A 16,744-nucleotide genomic window follows, 5' to 3' on the forward strand; every position below is an offset into this window, starting at 1 on the left:
CCGCATCACGATTTCCTTGGAGGGAACATGGACGACTACTACGGCTATGACGGCCTGTCGGGGGGTGCGATCGTCGCCTTGGCGCTGCTGTACACGGTCCTGCCGCTGCTGATCTACGCGCTCTACTCGTGGTTCTACATGCGGATCTTCGACAAGGCGGGGGTCCAGGGCAAGTGGCGTGCGTGGGTGCCCGTCTACAACACCATGATCTTCTACAAGCTGGGCGATCTGAGCCCGTGGCTGGTGCTCTACCTGATCGGTGCCGGCATCATCGGCGCGATCATCCCCTTCCTGGGCTGGTTCCTGATCCTCCCGCTCGTGGGCATCGCCGCGCGCGTGCTCGACCTGATCGCAGCATGGCGCGTCGGACTGAAGCTCCAGAAGGACGCCGTCTGGGTCATCCTGTACTTCTTCCTCCCGCCCGTGTGGCTCGGCATCAACGCCTTCGACGGTTCCCGCTGGAACCCGAACATCCAGCCGGCCTCGTGGGCCGCCAACTCGCTGCTCGGGGACCGCACCGTCTGGGACGGCATCCCGACCCAGCCGACCGCAGCCCCGCAGCAGCCCGGCTACGGCGCTGCCCCCGGCTACGGCACCCCGCCCGCGCAGCCCGGATACGGTGCGCCGGCCCAGCCGGGCTACGCCCCGCCCGCGCAGCCCGGTTACGCTCCGCCGGCAGCTCCCGCGGCTCCCGCCACCGGCGCCCCGGTCCCTCCGGTGCCCCCGACGACGCCGCCGGCTCCTCCGCAGGCTCCGCCCGCCGCTCCGCCTGCTCCGCCGACCGCGCCCCCGGCTGCTCCGCCGGCTCCTCCGGCCGCACCGCCGGCATCGCCGAACGATCCCGCGCAGCCTCCCGCGTGACGTCCTGACTCAGGGCCCTCGACTCCGGTCGGGGGCCCTGAGCCGTTCGCGGTGGTCCGCCGTCCGCCGCGACGGCTAACGTGGATCCCATGGTCTTGTCCCAGCGTCGCGTCGGCGCGTCCGGTCTGCTCGTCACATCCACAGGTCTCGGCTGCAACAACTTCGGGCGAGCGGGAACCGCGACCGAATCCCTTCGCGGCACGCGCGAGGTGATCGATGCGGCCATCGCCAACGGGATCACGTTCTTCGACACCGCGGACATGTACGGTGCCGAACCCGGAGCGAGCGAGACGCTGATGGGGGAGGCCCTCGAAGGCCGCCGCGACCGCATCGTGCTCGCGACGAAGTTCGGTCAGGAACGGGACATGGGATACGCGTTCCCCGCCGCCCGCGGCTCGCGTCGGTACGTCCGCCGAGCGGTGGAGGAGTCGCTGCGGCGCCTCCGCACGGACTGGATCGATCTCTACCAGCTGCATCTGCCGGATCCGGAGACGCCGATCGCCGAGACGACCGACGCCCTCGACGAGCTCGTGCGCGAGGGGAAGGTCCGTTACTACGGGCACTCGAACTTCACGGGGTGGCAGGTCGCGGAAGCGGAGTTCACGACGCGTGCCCGCTCCACCGGGCGGTTCATCTCGGCGCAGAACCACTACTCGCTGCTGGCCCGCGCGGCCGAGCGCGAGGTCCTGCCGGCGGTCGAGCGCTACGACCTCGGCTTCTTCCCCTATTTCCCCCTGCACAACGGACTCCTGACCGGCAAGTTCCATCGCGACGGCGGTCCCGCATCGAGTCGGATCATGTCCGCTCGGCGGCACGTCTGGGAGAACGCGCCCTGGGACGCGCTCGAAGCGTTCCAGACATTCTGCGACGAGCGCGGCATCACCATGCTGCAGGCGTCGTTCGGCTGGCTGCTGGCGCGCCCCTCGGTGTCGAGCGTGATCGCCGGCGCGACGTCCGCAGCGCAGGTCGAGGCCAACGCCGCGGCCGGTGACGCCTGGCGACCGGACGACGAGGACCGCCGGCTCATCGACGAGATGTTCCCGCTGGTGGAGGATCCGGGTGCCCGGGTGTGATCGCGGTGGCGAGGAGTTCTACTACGATGTGTGAGTATCCTGCGACCGCCCGATCCGTCGCAGACCCACCGGAGGCAGCACGTGGCTGAGACGAAGACGCAACGCGTCACGGTTGCGCAGCGTCCCCTGCTGCTGTCCTGGGCGGGCGTCACCGATCAGGGGCGTCGACGGGAGACGAACCAGGACGCCTTCCTCGCGGACTACCCGCTCTTCATCGTCGCCGACGGCATGGGCGGTCATGCCGGAGGCGAGATCGCGAGCCGGAGCACCGTCAGTCGTCTGCAGGCGCTGGTCGCCGCGGGCGAGGTCGGTCGACCCGGGATCGAGAACGCCCTCGAGCTGGCGGTGGGGGACATCGCGGATCACCCGGAGACCACCGACGAAGGCACCGGCACGACCCTCACCGGGGTCTTCCTCGACTCCGAGGGCGACGAAGCCCACTGGGTGGCGCTGAACATCGGCGACTCGCGCGTGTATCTGCTGCGCGACGACCGGCTCGTGCAGGTCACCACGGATCACTCCGTGGTGCAGGAGCTCATCGCCGCCGGCAAGCTCAGCCCCGAGGAGGCGGAGGGGCATCCGTACAGCAACGTGATCACCCGCGCCGTCGGAGCGAGCGAACTCACGGCGCCGGACTACGTGTCGATCGACCTGCGGCCGGGAGACCGGTTCGTCATCTGCTCGGACGGGCTCACGAAGGAGCTCACCGACTACGGCATCCAGCACTTCCTCCGCGAGCACCTCGATCCGGCTGCCGCGGTCGACGCGATGCTCTCGGCGGCGCTCGAGAACGGCGGGCGAGACAACGTGACGCTGATCGTTCTGCAGGTGGCTGACGAAGCCGACTCCTCCTCCCCATCCGAGGACACGGCCGAGTAGCAGCCAGGGCTTGTGGACAGCCCGTTCTCCGCGCCGGCCATGAGGTGCACTGGGGGTCATGGATTCCCTTCCCCTCGCTCTCCCGACGACTCCCGCGCCTTCGCGTCGCGCACCGCTGCCCTTTCTCGCCGCCGTCGTTCCGGTGGCCGGCGGCGTGGTGCTGTGGCTCGTGACCGGCTCACTGTACGCCCTGTGCTTCGCGGCACTGGGGCCGCTCATGATCGGCGCCTCCGCTGTCGACGCCGCACGTCATCGGCGACGCGACCGTCGGGAAGGGGAAGCGCGGGCGGAACGGGACTGGGCGGCGGTCGAGGCGGAGCTCGTCAGAAGGCACCAGGAGGAGAGGGATGCTCTGTGGCTGCATGCTCCCGATGTCGCGGGGTGCCTGGCGCAGCCTCCTCTGCGGGGCACGCGGCCGCCCGACGCGGACACGTCGATCGTCGTGGGCGCGGGGAGCGTCTCGAGCGCTGTTCGCTGCAGCGGTGCCGACGATGAGCGGGGGCGCTCGTTCCGGATGAGAGCCGGTGTCCTCGAAAGGGCGCCGATCGTCGTTCCGCTCGGCGGGGGCATCTCCGTGCGCGGGGCGCGGCCGCTCGTGGAGGCGGTGGCCCGAGCGCTGGCGGTTCAGCTCTGTCTGCGCTTCGGGCCGGCCCAGCTGACGATCGTCGGCGAGCGACTGGAGGAGTACGGGCTCGCGGGGCTGCCCCACGCCGCTCGGGTCCCTGGTTCCGGGCTGAGCGTCGCCATCGGCGCGGTCGACGAAGCGCGGTCGGCAGCGGATGCGGCGATTCTGATGCTGCCGCCCGGAGCCGACGTCCCCGAGGGGACGACGACGGTCATCGACGTCGCGGAGCCGACGCTGTCGTCGGTGCGCACCCCGCACGCGGTGATCGACGTGGCCGTCGAGTGCCTGTCGCGCGAGCAGGCCGTCGTCGTCGCGGGCGAGCTGGCGGGACGACGCGACGACGCGGAGCGCCTCCCCGAGGCCGTGGCTCTCGATCAACTGGAGCAGCCGGATGACGCCGAGGGCCTCGCGGCGGTGATCGGCCGGGACGCGCGGGGGCCGGTCGTCGTCGACATCGTGGGCGACGGACCGCATGCCCTCGTCACCGGGACGACCGGCACCGGAAAGAGCGAGCTCCTCGTCACCTGGGTGGCGGCGATGGCGGCGAAGCACGGCCCGGAACGGGTGGTCTTCGTGCTCGCGGACTTCAAGGGCGGGACGGCCTTCGAACCGCTCCGCGAGCTCCGGCAGGTCGCCGCGGTCATCACCGACCTCGACGACGAGGGAGCGCGGCGGGGCGTCTCGAGCCTGGCGGCGGAACTGCGCCGCCGGGAGAGGCTGCTGGCCGCTGCGGGGGTGCGCGATGTGCGCGATGCGGCGATTCCGCGGCTGGTAGTCGTGGTCGACGAGTTCGCCGCCCTGCTGGCGGAGAATCCTGACCTCGGCGCGGTCTTCACCGACATCGCCGCCCGCGGTCGAGCCCTGGGCATGCACGTCATCCTCGGCACGCAACGAGCAGCCGGCATCGTGCGGGATGCTCTTGCGGCCAACTGCCCGCTCCGCATCAGCCTGCGGGTCGGCGACGCCGCGGACAGCCGGCTCATGATCGGGACGGATGCCGCGGCGTCGCTTCCGGGCGGCACGGCCTCCCGCGGCGTCGCGCTGATGCGTCGTCCGACCGACACCGAGCCCGTGCCCGTCCGCATCGCGCTGACCGGTGCCGCAGACGTGAGTCGCGTCGCGGGGCGCTGGGCGGCGGCGCCACGTCCGCTCAGTCCCTGGCTTCCGGCGCTCCCGACGCGGGTGGGGCTCGCGGAGCTCACCGCGAGATCGGGGGGCGTCGACGAGATCGTGCTCGGACTCGCCGACGAACCCGATCGGCAGGAGCAGCCGCTGGAGCTCCTGCGCTCCGGCGAGGAGAGGGGGCTGGTCGTCGTCGGCGGCGCAGGATCGGGGAAGACGACCGTGCTGCGGGCGATCGCCGATCAGCGTCCTGATGCGCTCTGGTTGCCCGACGACGCGGAGGTGGTCTGGGATCTGGTGATCGCCTGGGCGAGCGGCGAGGAGTCGCCTCCGCCTGTCGTGCTGGCCGACGACGTGGACGCTCTCGTGGCGAGCCTTCCGCCCGACTACGGTCAGCAGCTCGCGCAGGGCTGGGAACAGGTTCTCCGCACGTCTCCCGGCTCGCTGTTCGTGCTGACGGCGGGGCGCAGCGCGGGGCAGCTCGGGCGCGCCCTCGACCTGGTTCCGAAACGCGCCGTCCTGAGGATGCCCAACCGGATCGAGCATCTCGCGGCGGGGGGAGAGGCCTCGGCCTTCCTGCGCCGGCGCACTCCGGGGCGCGCCACGATCGGGGAGAGGGAGGTCCAGCTCGTCTGGTCCGAGCACGACGTACCCCGGGCGCACCGGAGCGTCGCGGAATCGACGTGGACGCCGCGCGCTGCGTCGACGGCGCTCGTGAGCCCCGGGGCGCCGGCGGCGGCAGAGCGTCTGCAGCGCGCGCACCCGCACGGCGAGGTGCTTCTCGTCGGGGCGGAACCGTCAGCGAAGGACAGGCCTCGCATCTTCGTCGCGGACGCCGAGACGTGGCAGCGCAACTGGTCGACCTGGCAGCGCATCCGCGCGGAGGGGGAGGTGCTGGTCCGTGCGGAGCACCCGGTCGATCTGCGTCAGCTCGTCGGCGTCAGGACCCTTCCGCCGTTCGCACGCCTCCACGAGGGTCGCGCCTGGTCCGTGCGGGGCAGCCGCCCGCCGGAACGGGTCGTGCTCCCCGAGCTGTCTCCCCGGACACAGGGGCGTTCCCGACGTCGTCGTGACGGGTGAGTCAGAGACCTGCCCCGGGACGGATCATCCCGACGTCCTTGCCACCGCCGGAGATCGCGAGGGGGAGGGCCTCCGAAAGGGCGGCCACCTCGGCGTCACCGAGCCCTCCGGCGCGCGCGATCAGTGTCGCGGCGACGATGGTGGACGCCCTGGTTGCTCCGTCGAGCATCTTCAGGGCGACGGTCGTCCCGTTCGGAGCCACCATCACCATGACGCCCTCGGCGCCGTGTTTCGTGAACACTCCGAGCTGCTCCGTCGCCACGGTGTCCGGCCGACCGGGACCCTCCAGTGTCCACGGGTGCTCGCGCACCGCCCGAACCAGCGAGCCGGCCACGCGATGCAGGGCGAACGGCGAGCGATCGGAGGCCGTGCCGATCCGGTGGATCGAGCGCGCGAGACCGGTGAGCGTGACCGCGTGCACGGGCGCACCGCAGCCGTCGATCGCGGTGTGGGCGATCTTCTCCCCGGTGAGGCGCTCGACGACGTCGCGGATGTGGGCCTGGAGCGGGTGCGCGGGGTCGAGATACCCCTCCGTCGACCATCCCGTCGCCACACAGGCGCGGAGCATGGCCGCGTGCTTGCCGGAGCAGTTCATGCGCACGCGCGCCGGCTGACCGTGCTCGCGCACGAGCTCATCACGGGTGGACGTATCCCCTGGCCATGACGGCGGGCAGGCGAGGTGGTCCTCGGTCAGCCCGCCTTCCGTGAGGATGTCGCGGACCACGGACGCGTGCCGGTCGGTCCCGGTGTGACTCGCGGTCGAGATCGCGAGCTGCTCGCCTTCCAGGTTCGCGCCCGCGGTGATGCACGCGACGGCCTGGAGCGGCTTCAGGCTGGAGCGCGGGAGGATCAGGGCGTCCGCATTGCCATGACGGGCCAGCACATCCCCATCGGGCGAGAGCACCACGGCGGCGCCGGCATGACGGGATTCGACGAATCCGCTCCGTTCGACGACGGCGAGTTCCACGGAATCCTGAATGGTGAGAGTCTCCAGCACCCGTCAACTCTAACCGCGCCGACACCGCCGTTCGTGCCGCGTCGGCACCTCCTGGCAGACTGAGCGCATGACAGAGTCGACAGCTCGTGCCCTGGGGGAACACCACTACGCGCTCACCTCCACCTGGACGGGCAACACCGGAACCGGCACCAGCGGCTACCGCGACTATCGCCGCGACGTCACCATCGAGGTGGCGGGCAAACCGGAGCTTCTGGCGTCGTCCGATAAGCCGTTCCGCGGGGATCCGTCTCGATGGAATCCGGAGGACCTTCTCCTGGCTTCCCTCTCCGAGTGCCACCTGCTGTCATACCTGCACGCGTGCGTCACGGCGGGTGTCGTCGTCGTCTCGTACCGGGACGCCGCCTCCGGATTCATGCGGGAGGACGGAAAGGGGGGCGGGGCGTTCGTCGAGGTGACGCTGCGTCCCGAGGTGGTCGTGGCGGAGGCATCGATGATCGAAGCGGCCGAACGCGCCCATGCGCAGGCCAACGAGTGGTGCTTCATCGCCAACTCGATGAACTTCCCCGTGCGGCACGAGGCGACGGTGACCGCTCTCGCCTAGGCGGCGGCGCGGTCAGCGGCGCTCGTGGGGGAGCGCCTGCTTGATCTTCTCGATCGTGCTCTGGGCGGGGGCTTCGTTGTAGATTCCGGCGAGTTCCTGGCCCGACAGCGCGTGGATCGCCGCCATGATCTCGTCGGTCGCGAGGCGGCGGGCGCGCCCGCTCGTGGCGGGACCGTGCGGGGACAGATCGAGCGGCTCGCCGAAGCGGACGGTGATGCGCTCCTTGAGCGTCGGCACCTTCGCGCCGACCGGCATCACCTTGTCCGTGCCGATGAGTCCGACGGGGACCACAGGGGCTCCGGTCTGGAGCGCGAGGAAGGCGACACCCGTCCGACCCTTGTACAGTCGTCCGTCCGTGGAGCGGGTGCCCTCCGGGTAGAGCGCGACCGCAAGCCCCTCGTCGAGGAGCTGACGCTGCAGGTCCAGAGCGTCGAGCGCCGCCTGGCCCGCACCGCGCCGGACCGGGATCGCGCCGATCGACTCGAAGAAGGTCTTGCTCATCCAGCCCTGGAAGCCCGTTCCCTCGAAGTAGGACGACTTCGCGAGGAAATGCACGGGGCGGGGAGCCGCCACCGGGATGGCGATGGAGTCGATGAACGACAGATGGTTGCTGGCGAAGATGACGGGACCATCCAGCGGCACGTTCTCGCGCCCCTCGATGCGCGGGCGGTAGACGAGGCGGGCCAGGGGCGTGATGAGGCTCCGGCCGAGCGTGTACGCGAACCCGGCGTGGCGGGGCTTCGCAGTCTCTTCTGACGAGGATTCGGGCTCGACGGACTGCTCGGAGGTCATCAGAGCAGGTTACTCCCGGATCCATGCCGGAGTGGGAATGAAGCCTCGCGCCGCGTCTCCCAGCGCGGGCAAAGGGGTATAGGGCAGGATGGAGGTTCCCGCCCGCGATTCCGAGGTCCCACTGTGCGCAAGCGTCCGCTCATCGTCCTGTCCACCGTCGCCGCCGCGACCCTCCTGCTGGCGGGCTGCTCCGGCAGCGGTGCACCGCAGAGCTCCGGCACGCCGGAGCCGACCGCCGCGAGCCAGTGCGCCCTGGACGCTCAGCCGGGCGCGACGTCCGACGCGGTCGTCGTGGAGGGTGACGGAGCCGACACCAAGGTGACGATCCCGGCCGACGCGGCCTTCGCCGGTGTCGAGCGCACCGTCATCTCGGAAGGGGACGGCGAGGAGATCGGCGTCAACGACCTGGTGTCGGTCGAGTACCAGATCGTCGACGCCACGAACAACCAGGTGCTCGACTCCTCAGCCCGCGGCGACGGTGATGTGCTGCCCGTGCTTCTGGACACCAACCAGTCCTCGCTCTTCGTGGCAGCGCTGGAGTGCAAGCCCCTCGGTTCCCGCATCGCGCTCGCCCTCCCGGGCAATGTCCTCGGTGAGGGCCAGAACAACGTCGTCGTCTACGCCGAGGCGGTGGAGAAGCTGCCGGAGGTCGCGACGGGGACTCCCGTCGACCCCACCCCGGGAATGCCGACCGTCAAGCTCGACGACAAGGGTGCACCGTCCGTGACGATCCCGGACGGCGATGCACCGTCCGAGACGAAGGTGGCCGTCCTCAAGCAGGGCGACGGAGCCACCGTCTCGTCGGGCGATCTCGTCGTCGTGCAGTACCTCGGTGTGAAGTGGTCGGACGGCAAGGAGTTCGACTCCAGCTGGAGCCGTGACGCCGTGCCGGCGCAGTTCCAGACCACCGGCGTGGTCGCCGGCTTCCAGAAGGCGCTCGAGGGCCAGAAGGTCGGCTCGCAGGTGCTCGTCGTGATGCCGCCGGCGGATGGCTACGGGGCGAGCGAGGGGCACGAGCTGCAGAACGAGAGCCTCGTGTTCGTCGTCGACATCCTGGCGACGACTCCGGTCCAGGCACAGCAGTAGCGGACGAGCCGCCGCAGGCGGTGACCTAGGCTGGCGGTATGCGTCGCGTCATCGTCCTCGGCTCCACCGGTTCCATCGGCACCCAGGCCCTGGATGTGATCCGCGCCAATCCTCGTCGGTTCGAGCTGGTGGGTCTCGCCGCCGGCTCGAACGCCGAGCTGCTCGCGGAGCAGGCCTCCCAGTTCCAGGTCGAGCACACGGCGCTCGGCGCGGCGGAGGCGGAGCAGCTGGTCCGCGACGTCGAGGCCGATGTGGTGCTCAACGCCATCACGGGTTCGATCGGTCTCGGCTCGACCCTCGCCGCGCTGCAGGCCGGACGCACGCTCGCCCTCGCGAACAAGGAGTCGCTGATCGTCGGCGGCGAGCTGGTGTTGGCCGCTGCGGCCCCCGGCCAGATCGTCCCGGTCGATTCGGAGCACTCCGCGCTCGCGCAGGCGCTCCTCGCCGGAACGCACGCCGAGGTGCGGCGTCTTGTGGTGACCGCGTCAGGCGGGCCGTTCCGCGGACGCAGCCGGGCGGAGCTGACGGAGGTCACACCGGCCGAGGCGCTCGCGCACCCGACGTGGGACATGGGGCGCATGGTCACGACCAACTCGGCAACGCTCGTGAACAAGGGCCTGGAGGTGATCGAGGCGCATCTGCTCTTCGACGTCGCCTATGACGACATCGAGGTCGTCGTGCACCCGCAGTCGATCGTGCATTCCATGGTCGAGTTCATCGACGGGTCCACGATCGCGCAGGCTTCGCCGCCGGACATGCGCCTTCCGATCTCTCTGGGGCTCGACTGGCCCCACCGTGTCGGAGGGGTGGGGCGGCCGCTGGACTGGTCCTCCGCCACGTCGTGGACGTTCGAGCCCCTCGATGCCGACGCGTTCCCCTCCGTCGCGCTCGCGAAGGCCGTCGGACGCGCGGGAGGGACCTTCCCCGCGGTCTACAACGCCGCCAACGAGCAGGCCGTCGATGCGTTCCACGAAGGTCGACTGTCGTTCCTCGGCATCGTCGACACGATCGCCCGCGTGGTCGATGCCCACGACGCACCGGAGTCTCTCACGGTGGAGACGCTCGCCGCCGCGGAGTCGTGGGCGCGGACGACCGCTGATCGACTGATCGAGAAGGGCTGATCCGGGGGAGCAGCCCCTCCCGATTTCAGTCCTCGTCCGGATAGGGCACGGGCCACTTCGGGTCGGGCACCGGCCAGCCGGCCGCCCGCAGGGCCCGGCGGGCCAGTTCTCGCGCCGAGTACGGGGTGCGGACGCCGCGGATGTCGCGGTAGTCCTGGTGCCCCGGTCCTGCCCAGAGGATCGCGTCGCCCTCGCCCACGAGTCCGACCGCCGTGACGATGGCGTTCTCGGGCGGGGACGCCTCATGGATCTCGGCATCAGGGCGGGCGCGCCGGGCACCCTCGATCAGAGTGGCCCGGATGGAGCCGGGGTCCTCGAAACGGGGGTGGTGGTCGGTCACGACGAGGATGTCGCTTCCTTCGACGGCCGTGCGGGCCATGTCGAACCGCTTGCTCGCGTCGCGGTCTCCGTCAGCGCCGAACAGCATCAGCACCTTGCCCGGGGTCACCCGGCGCACCGCGGCGAGGGTCTTCTCGAAAGCGTCGGGGGAGTGGCCGAAGTCGACGAACACCGCCGGCCCGGCCTCACCGGACACGAGCTGCGTGCGCCCGGGGAGGTAGGCGCGGATCCCGCCGTCGCGCGTGAGAGCCTCGACGATGCGCGACCACGCGTACCCGCCCTCGAGCAGCATCACGATCGCGAGTGCCGCGTTCGCGGCCATGTGCGGTCCGATCACGGGCACCGTGGTCGTCAGCGATCCGGCGGGTCCTGTCATCGTGAACGTCGTGCCGGACGCGCGCTCCTCGTCGATCACGACGACCCAGTCCGCGGCGGCGGCGGCCTCGGGATCGGCGGCGATGGAGGGAGTGCCGACGGTCACGACGGGGATCTCGGCGCGCTCCACGACGACCGCCCCCGAGGGGGAGTCGAGGCAGATGACACCGCGCCGGGCGCGGTCTGGACGGAACAGCGGCAGCTTCGCCTCGAAGTACTCCTCCATGTCGGCGTAGTCGTCGAGATGATCATGGCTCAGGTTGGTGAACCCGGCGACGTCGAAGCGGATGCCGTCGACGCGATGACGAGACAGTGCCTGCGCGCTGACCTCTACCGCGACGGCCTCGACCGACCGCTCGCGCATGAGAGCGAGGAGCGCATGCATCTCGGACGCCTCAGGCGTCGTGAGCCGCGACACGATCACTTCGCCCGCGATGTGACGCTCGGCCGTCGAGGAGAGACCGGTGACCACGCCGAGCTGATCGAGGATCCCCTCGAGCAGGTGGGAGGTGCTGGTCTTCCCGTTCGTCCCGGTGGTCGCGAACAGCAGCGGGAGCGGGTCGTCCGCCCCGGTGCCGTACACCCAGGCGCTCAGGTCGCCGAGCACGGCTCGGGGGTCATCGACGACGATGATCGGCAGGCCCGCAGCCTCAGCGATCGACGCGCCCGCCTCGTCGGTGATGACGGCGACGGCACCCTTCTCGGCGGCAGCGACCGCGAAGTCGGCGCCGTGGCGGTTCACTCCCTGGATGGCCACGAACGCCTCGCCGGGTCGGAGGTCGGCCGTGGCGAGGGTGATGCCGGTGAGGGCGATGCCGTCGACATCGCCGCGGACGGCACGGGCGAAACGGGATGCGAGTTCGGACAGCTCACGCCGGGGCGGGTTCGCGGGGCGGAGCACGGGAGGCAGGCTCGGTTGTTGTTCAATCGACATGTCGTCTCCATGATCTCACGGCCTCAGGGCGAACCCCTCTGCGGCACGACTCCTCGCGCGCTCGGATGCGGCGGGCGAGGAGCCGTGCGGATCGTCAGACGCGTCGACGGTACGCGAGGATCGCCACGACGAGCGCGGAGATCCCGGCGACGAGACCGCCGGCGCCGAGAGCGATGCCCGCGACATCGCTCGTGGTCGCCTCATCGCCGTCCGTCGCCGCCGCGTCGTGGTCGCCGTGAGCGTCGTCCGCAGGGGACTCGGCGACCGTCACGACCGGGGCCGGAGCTTCGAGGCTGTGCGGATCCTCCCCGTCCTCCGCGAGCTGCGTCCACTCGGTCGCGCCCTCGACGCACTCCTGCACGACGGGGAACGCAAGGGACTCGGGCGTGCTCTCGTCCAGGCCGACCGACATGCTGACCGCTCCGCGCAGGTCGGTGGGGACAGGGGTGAGCGCGGTGTAGGTCACGGCGCTCACCAGGCCGTCATCGCCGCGCTCGACCTGGATGTCCCAGTCGCCGTCCATCGTCGGGGCGACCGAGGCGAGGCCGTCAGGGATGGTGATGCGGAGCGCGGTGGTGGGGGAGTTCTCGCACCCGTGCGAGAACGAGAAGGTGAGAACGCCGTGGTCGCCCGCGACGAGTTCGTCGGGGCTGACGCCGACGTGCGCGCCGGCCATCGCGGGGACGGCGAGAACGAGGGCGGCGCCGCCGAGGATGCCGGCGGAGGCGATGGCGGTGCGGCGGGTACGGGTAGAGGTGTTGCGGGACATGCGGGATTCTCCTGATTGCTCGGAATGAGCGGGGCGCGACGAACGGCCCCGCGAAAGGGTGATGCCGCCCATGGGCGACGGGTTCCGGTGCGACGGTCAGTCGCGGGCGAGCGGAGGAGGACCGCGTCTGGACACCGCCGCGGCGACGGCGGCGTCGATCGAGAGAAGCGGGAGCGAACGCAGCGGCCGCGGTCGGGGATGATCCGACGACGCGAACGCGACGGCCTGCAGGAGGAGCGCCTCGACCCAGCGCGCGACGGCGCGCAGGAGCCCTTCGCCGTGCCACACCAGGAGCGTGGTGAGCACCGCCGCGACGGCGTGCGCCAGCAGCATGAGGGCACCGGGTGCGGTCGCGGCCGACGCGGGGCCGAGCAGGCTCAGATCGACGTGGTGGGAATGCCCGAGAGCGGAGGCGGCGCCGGACCCGCTCGGGGAGCCGAGGACCTGGAAGACGACGTGGAACGCGCCTTGAGCGATGAGCACGGCCAGTGCGACACGTCCCCGTGACCGGCGCGCCCCCACGAGCAGAGCGGACAGCGGCGTCAGGAGCGTCGTGACGGCCAGGATCAGCAGCGGTGCGGGCGCGGATCCGCCGCCGAGAGTGTGCGAGACCGCGGCGATCAGCGTGGCGACGGAGGATACGGCCGCAGCGCGGACGAGTCGCAGCTGCCGGGCGTTCACACGGCAAGCCTAGCCGCGCGGACGGCGCCGGGCGGATTCCTAGCTGCGGGCACTAGCGTTGGCACGTGGAAATCGTGCTCTACGTGGCGGGCATCGTGTTCATGCTGATCGGCCTCGGCCTCTCGATCGGTCTGCACGAGGTCGGCCATCTCGTCCCTGCCAAGCTCTTCGGCGTGCGCGTCGGTCAGTACATGATCGGCTTCGGTCCTCGGCTGTGGTCGAAGCGGATCGGCGAGACCGAGTACGGATTCAAGATGCTGCCGCTGGGCGGGTTCATCTCGATGTCGGGCATGTATCCCCCGTCGAAGAGCACGGGGCCGGCGTCCGGGGTGTTCCGATCGCTCATCCAGGACGCGCGGGCCGCGAACGACGAGACCATCGCGGAGGGCGCGGAGGACCGGGTCTTCTACCGTCTCCCCGTCTGGAAGCGCGTGATCGTCATGCTCGGCGGACCGCTGATGAACCTCCTCCTCGCCGTCGTGATCTTCACGGTCCTCGTCTCCGGGATCGGCGTGCAGCAGGGGACCACGACGATCGCCTCGGTGAACGAGTGCGTCGTGCCGGCGTCCTCCACCGCGACCGAGTGCACGTCGGCCGACCCGCCGTCGCCTGCGGCTGAAGCGGGGATCCAGCCGGGTGACGTTCTCGTCTCGATCGACGGGCGACCCGTGTCGACCTTCGCGGAGGCGACCGCGATCGTCCAGGCCGCTCCCGGGGAGACGCTCGACATGGTGGTGCGGCGCGCGGGCGAGGAGAAGACCCTGTCGATCACGCCGATCGCCGCCGAGCGCACCCTCACGGACGCGAGCGGACAGCCCGTGCTCGACGACGCCGGTGATCCCGTCGTCAAGGAGGTCGGCTACGTCGGCATGGGGGCGCAGATGGGGTACGTGCAGCAGCCCTTGACCGCCGGCCCTCAGCTCGCTGCCGAGAACGTCTCCCGGGTGGCCTCCCTGATCGTCACGCTGCCCGTGCGCCTGTGGGACGTCGGGGTGTCGCTCGTGACCGGGAGCGAGCGCGACCCGAACGGCCCCCTCAGTGTGGTGGGTGTGGGGCGCCTCGCCGGAGAGGTCGCCGCGACGGACGCGCCCGTGCTCAACCGCTTCGCGATCCTGCTGAGCCTGCTCGGCTCGCTGAACGTCGCGCTCTTCGTCTTCAACCTCATCCCGTTGCTCCCCCTCGACGGCGGACACGTCGTGGTGGCGCTGTGGGAGGGCGTTCGGCGAGTGTGGGCGAAGCTCTTCCGGCGACCGCCCCCCGCGCCCGTGGATGCGACGAAGCTCGTACCGCTGACGGTGGTCGTCGCGGTGCTGCTGATCGGCATGGGCGCCCTGCTCCTGGTCGCCGATCTGTTCAACCCGGTGAAGCTGCTGGGCTGAGCGCGCGTTCCTGGCGCGCTGCAGTGATCAGGCGACGGCGTGCGCGACGAGACGCTCGAGGGTCCGGATGCCGTCGCGCGACAGGATCGACTCCAGATGCCCCTGCACGGAGGCGAAGTGCGCGCCACGGAGGGCGTACACGTCGCCCGAGCCACTGTCGGCCGACACCTCCGCCCCCGCGACGCGCTCCGTTCCGGGAACGACGCGGGCAGTGAAGGTGTTGTAGAAGCCGATCGAGGCCTTCTCGCCGAAGACCGGCACCGACTTCTGCAGTCCCTGGTGCGGCGAGTCGAGCGGCGTCAACGCGATCCCGAGCCGATCAGCGAGGATCTGGTGGCTGAGGCACACCGCGAGCAGCGGTGCCCGGGCGTCGAGACGGCGGGCGACGATGTCCCGCATGCGGGCGATGCGGGGGCTCGCCGTGTCCCGGGGATCCCCGGGCCCTGGTCCGGCGACGACGAGGTCGGCCGCGTCGACATCGGCATCGGCGACCTCGCTCCATGGTGCGATCGTCACGCCGAGGCCGAGATGGCGCAACTGGTGCGCGAGCATGGTCGTGAACCGATCCTCGGCGTCCACGACGAGGGCGGTGCGGCCCGCGAACGGTCCCGTGAAGTCCTCGCCCTGCGGGTTGAGCCAGAACTCGGCGAGACGGGCGTTGCGGGATGACAGCAGCTCGGCGATCACCGGGTCGTCGGCGAGGGCGCGGGTCTCACCGGGTGCATCGGCGTCGCTGCGCGCCTCGGCGACCCGGTCGCGGTCGATGGCCCCGATCGCCCCCAGCACCCCTGCGGCCTTCCCGTGGGTCTCGGAGACCTCGCCCAGCGGGTCGGAGTGGCGCACGAGCGTGGCGCCGACCGGCACGCTGAGGGTGCCGTCCTGGAGGTAGACCGTGCGGATGAGGATCGGCGCATCCACGTCGTGGCCGCCCTCCGCGTTCGGCGTGAACAGTGCGGCGACCCCCGAGTAGTAGCCGCGCGGTTTCCGCTCGTGTCGCCGGATCACGGCGCACGCGTTCTGCATCGGCGAGCCCGTGACGGTCGGGGCGAACATCGTCTCCCGGAGGATGTCGCGCGGGTCGAGCGCGCTGCGTCCGCGGAGCATGTACTCGGTGTGGGTCAGGCGCGACATCTCCTTGAGGTGCGGACCGGTGATCCGGCCGCCGTCGGAGCAGACGGCGCTCATCATCTTGAGCTCCTCGTCCACCACCATGAACAGCTCCTCCGTCTCCTTCGTCGAGGAGAGGAAATCGGTCAGCGTCTCCCGGGTGGCTCCCCCCGCCGGGTGGCGGAAGGTGCCGGAGATCGGGTTCATGGTGACCACGCCGCCGCGGGCGACCACGTGCGCCTCGGGGCTCGCACCGACGGCGATGTGTCCGGGCGTGAAGACGGCGAACGTCCAGTAGGCCCCGCGCTCGTGTGTCAGCAGCGCGCGGAACCAGGTGAGGGCAGCCGTGCGGTCGTCGACGTCGATGCTCGCGGTGAAGTCGCGACGGATCACGAAGTTCGCACCCTCGCCGCGTCCGATCTCCTCGGCGATGACCTCCTCGACGATCGCGGCGTATTCCTCGTCGGCGATGTCGAAGCCGTCGTCGTGCAGTGGCACCGGTGCACTCGGGAGCGCATCCACGAGCGCAGACGTCTCGATCTCGCCGTGCTCATCGACGATCAGGCAGCGCAGGGGCGCCCCGTCGTCCTGGGCCACGAAGCCCCGCTCGCGCACCTGCCGGTAGGGGACCAGGGCGAAGACCTCGCGCGGTGTGCCGTCGATCGTCAGGGGGATGTCGGCGAGCAGATCGACGTCCGCGACCTCGCCCGAGAGGAGCTCGACCGTGTCCGCCCTGTCGCGCGCGATCAGCACGAAGGATGCCGTGGGATCCGCGGTGAGCTCGGCCAGTCGTGAGAGGGTCATCGATGTCTCCTGTGCAGTGCTCCGGCTCGGCGCAACGAAAAGACCGCCCCGGAGGCGGTCTGGATTCGTGGGAACGCGAACACACCGCCTAGAAGGCGGGCCACCAGGTGAAGTTCGCGAGCATGGGCCGAAACTACCACACGGTCACGGCGCTCCCC

General features: G+C 70.8%; 14 protein-coding genes. 8 read left to right on the forward strand and 6 right to left on the reverse strand.

The window, feature by feature from the left end:
- Positions 1-27: 27 nt before the first annotated feature.
- The 4 genes from F6A08_RS09655 to F6A08_RS09670 all read left to right on the forward strand — a co-directional run bounded on the left by F6A08_RS09655 (position 28) and on the right by F6A08_RS09670 (position 5,640).
- On the forward strand, positions 28-861 hold the full coding sequence (locus F6A08_RS09655; RefSeq protein WP_151459345.1) for a large exoprotein: 834 nt from the start codon (positions 28-30) through the stop codon (positions 859-861).
- A gap of 89 nt (positions 862-950) precedes the next feature.
- Complete coding sequence (locus F6A08_RS09660) at positions 951-1,934, forward strand: aldo/keto reductase (RefSeq protein WP_151459346.1); 984 nt, start codon at positions 951-953, stop codon at positions 1,932-1,934.
- Positions 1,935-2,015: 81 nt separating this feature from the next.
- A complete protein-coding gene (locus F6A08_RS09665; protein ID WP_017203121.1) occupies positions 2,016-2,813 on the forward strand; it encodes a PP2C family protein-serine/threonine phosphatase in 798 nt (265 codons plus the stop codon).
- Positions 2,814-2,871: 58 nt separating this feature from the next.
- Positions 2,872-5,640, forward strand: coding sequence for an FtsK/SpoIIIE domain-containing protein (locus F6A08_RS09670; RefSeq protein ID WP_151459347.1), 2,769 nt, complete (start codon positions 2,872-2,874; stop codon positions 5,638-5,640).
- Position 5,641: 1 nt separating this feature from the next.
- Here the strand turns inward: F6A08_RS09670 and F6A08_RS09675 are convergent, their stop codons facing one another.
- Positions 5,642-6,637 (reverse strand): asparaginase, encoded by a 996-nt coding sequence (locus F6A08_RS09675; RefSeq protein ID WP_151459348.1) that lies wholly within the window; start codon positions 6,635-6,637, stop codon positions 5,642-5,644.
- Positions 6,638-6,704: 67 nt separating this feature from the next.
- Here F6A08_RS09675 and F6A08_RS09680 point away from each other — a divergent pair, with 67 nt between their 5' ends.
- Positions 6,705-7,199, forward strand: coding sequence for an OsmC family protein (locus tag F6A08_RS09680; RefSeq protein WP_124895342.1), 495 nt, complete (start codon positions 6,705-6,707; stop codon positions 7,197-7,199).
- Between the two features lie 12 nt (positions 7,200-7,211).
- Here F6A08_RS09680 and F6A08_RS09685 read toward each other — a convergent pair whose 3' ends face one another.
- Entirely contained in the window at positions 7,212-7,991 is a 780-nt protein-coding gene (locus tag F6A08_RS09685) for a lysophospholipid acyltransferase family protein (protein WP_017203117.1), read from the reverse strand.
- 123 nt (positions 7,992-8,114) lie between these two features.
- Between F6A08_RS09685 and F6A08_RS09690 the strand changes: the two genes are divergently transcribed.
- Positions 8,115-9,077: an FKBP-type peptidyl-prolyl cis-trans isomerase gene (locus tag F6A08_RS09690; protein ID WP_124895343.1), complete on the forward strand. Its 963-nt coding sequence runs from the start codon at positions 8,115-8,117 to the stop codon at positions 9,075-9,077.
- 38 nt (positions 9,078-9,115) lie between these two features.
- Entirely contained in the window at positions 9,116-10,198 is a 1,083-nt protein-coding gene (dxr, locus tag F6A08_RS09695) for a 1-deoxy-D-xylulose-5-phosphate reductoisomerase (protein WP_017203115.1), read from the forward strand.
- A 25-nt stretch (positions 10,199-10,223) separates the two neighbouring features.
- On the opposite strand, the gene F6A08_RS09700 is transcribed toward dxr, so the two are convergent.
- The 3 genes from F6A08_RS09700 to F6A08_RS09710 form a co-directional block, all read right to left on the reverse strand.
- Entirely contained in the window at positions 10,224-11,846 is a 1,623-nt protein-coding gene (locus tag F6A08_RS09700) for a Mur ligase family protein (protein ID WP_192576743.1), read from the reverse strand.
- 94 nt (positions 11,847-11,940) lie between these two features.
- Positions 11,941-12,615, reverse strand: a complete 675-nt coding sequence (locus F6A08_RS09705; protein WP_017203113.1) for a YcnI family copper-binding membrane protein — start codon at positions 12,613-12,615, stop codon at positions 11,941-11,943.
- A gap of 96 nt (positions 12,616-12,711) precedes the next feature.
- A complete protein-coding gene (locus F6A08_RS09710) occupies positions 12,712-13,296 on the reverse strand; it encodes a hypothetical protein (protein ID WP_151459350.1) in 585 nt (194 codons plus the stop codon).
- Positions 13,297-13,361: 65 nt separating this feature from the next.
- Here F6A08_RS09710 and F6A08_RS09715 point away from each other — a divergent pair, with 65 nt between their 5' ends.
- A complete protein-coding gene (locus tag F6A08_RS09715) occupies positions 13,362-14,675 on the forward strand; it encodes a M50 family metallopeptidase (RefSeq protein ID WP_026049847.1) in 1,314 nt (437 codons plus the stop codon).
- Between the two features lie 27 nt (positions 14,676-14,702).
- Here the strand turns inward: F6A08_RS09715 and F6A08_RS09720 are convergent, their stop codons facing one another.
- A complete protein-coding gene (locus F6A08_RS09720; RefSeq protein ID WP_151459351.1) occupies positions 14,703-16,586 on the reverse strand; it encodes a chorismate-binding protein in 1,884 nt (627 codons plus the stop codon).
- Positions 16,587-16,744: the final 158 nt, after the last annotated feature.

This window comes from Microbacterium algeriense, assembly GCF_008868005.1.
GTDB classification, from domain to species: domain Bacteria; phylum Actinomycetota; class Actinomycetes; order Actinomycetales; family Microbacteriaceae; genus Microbacterium; species Microbacterium algeriense.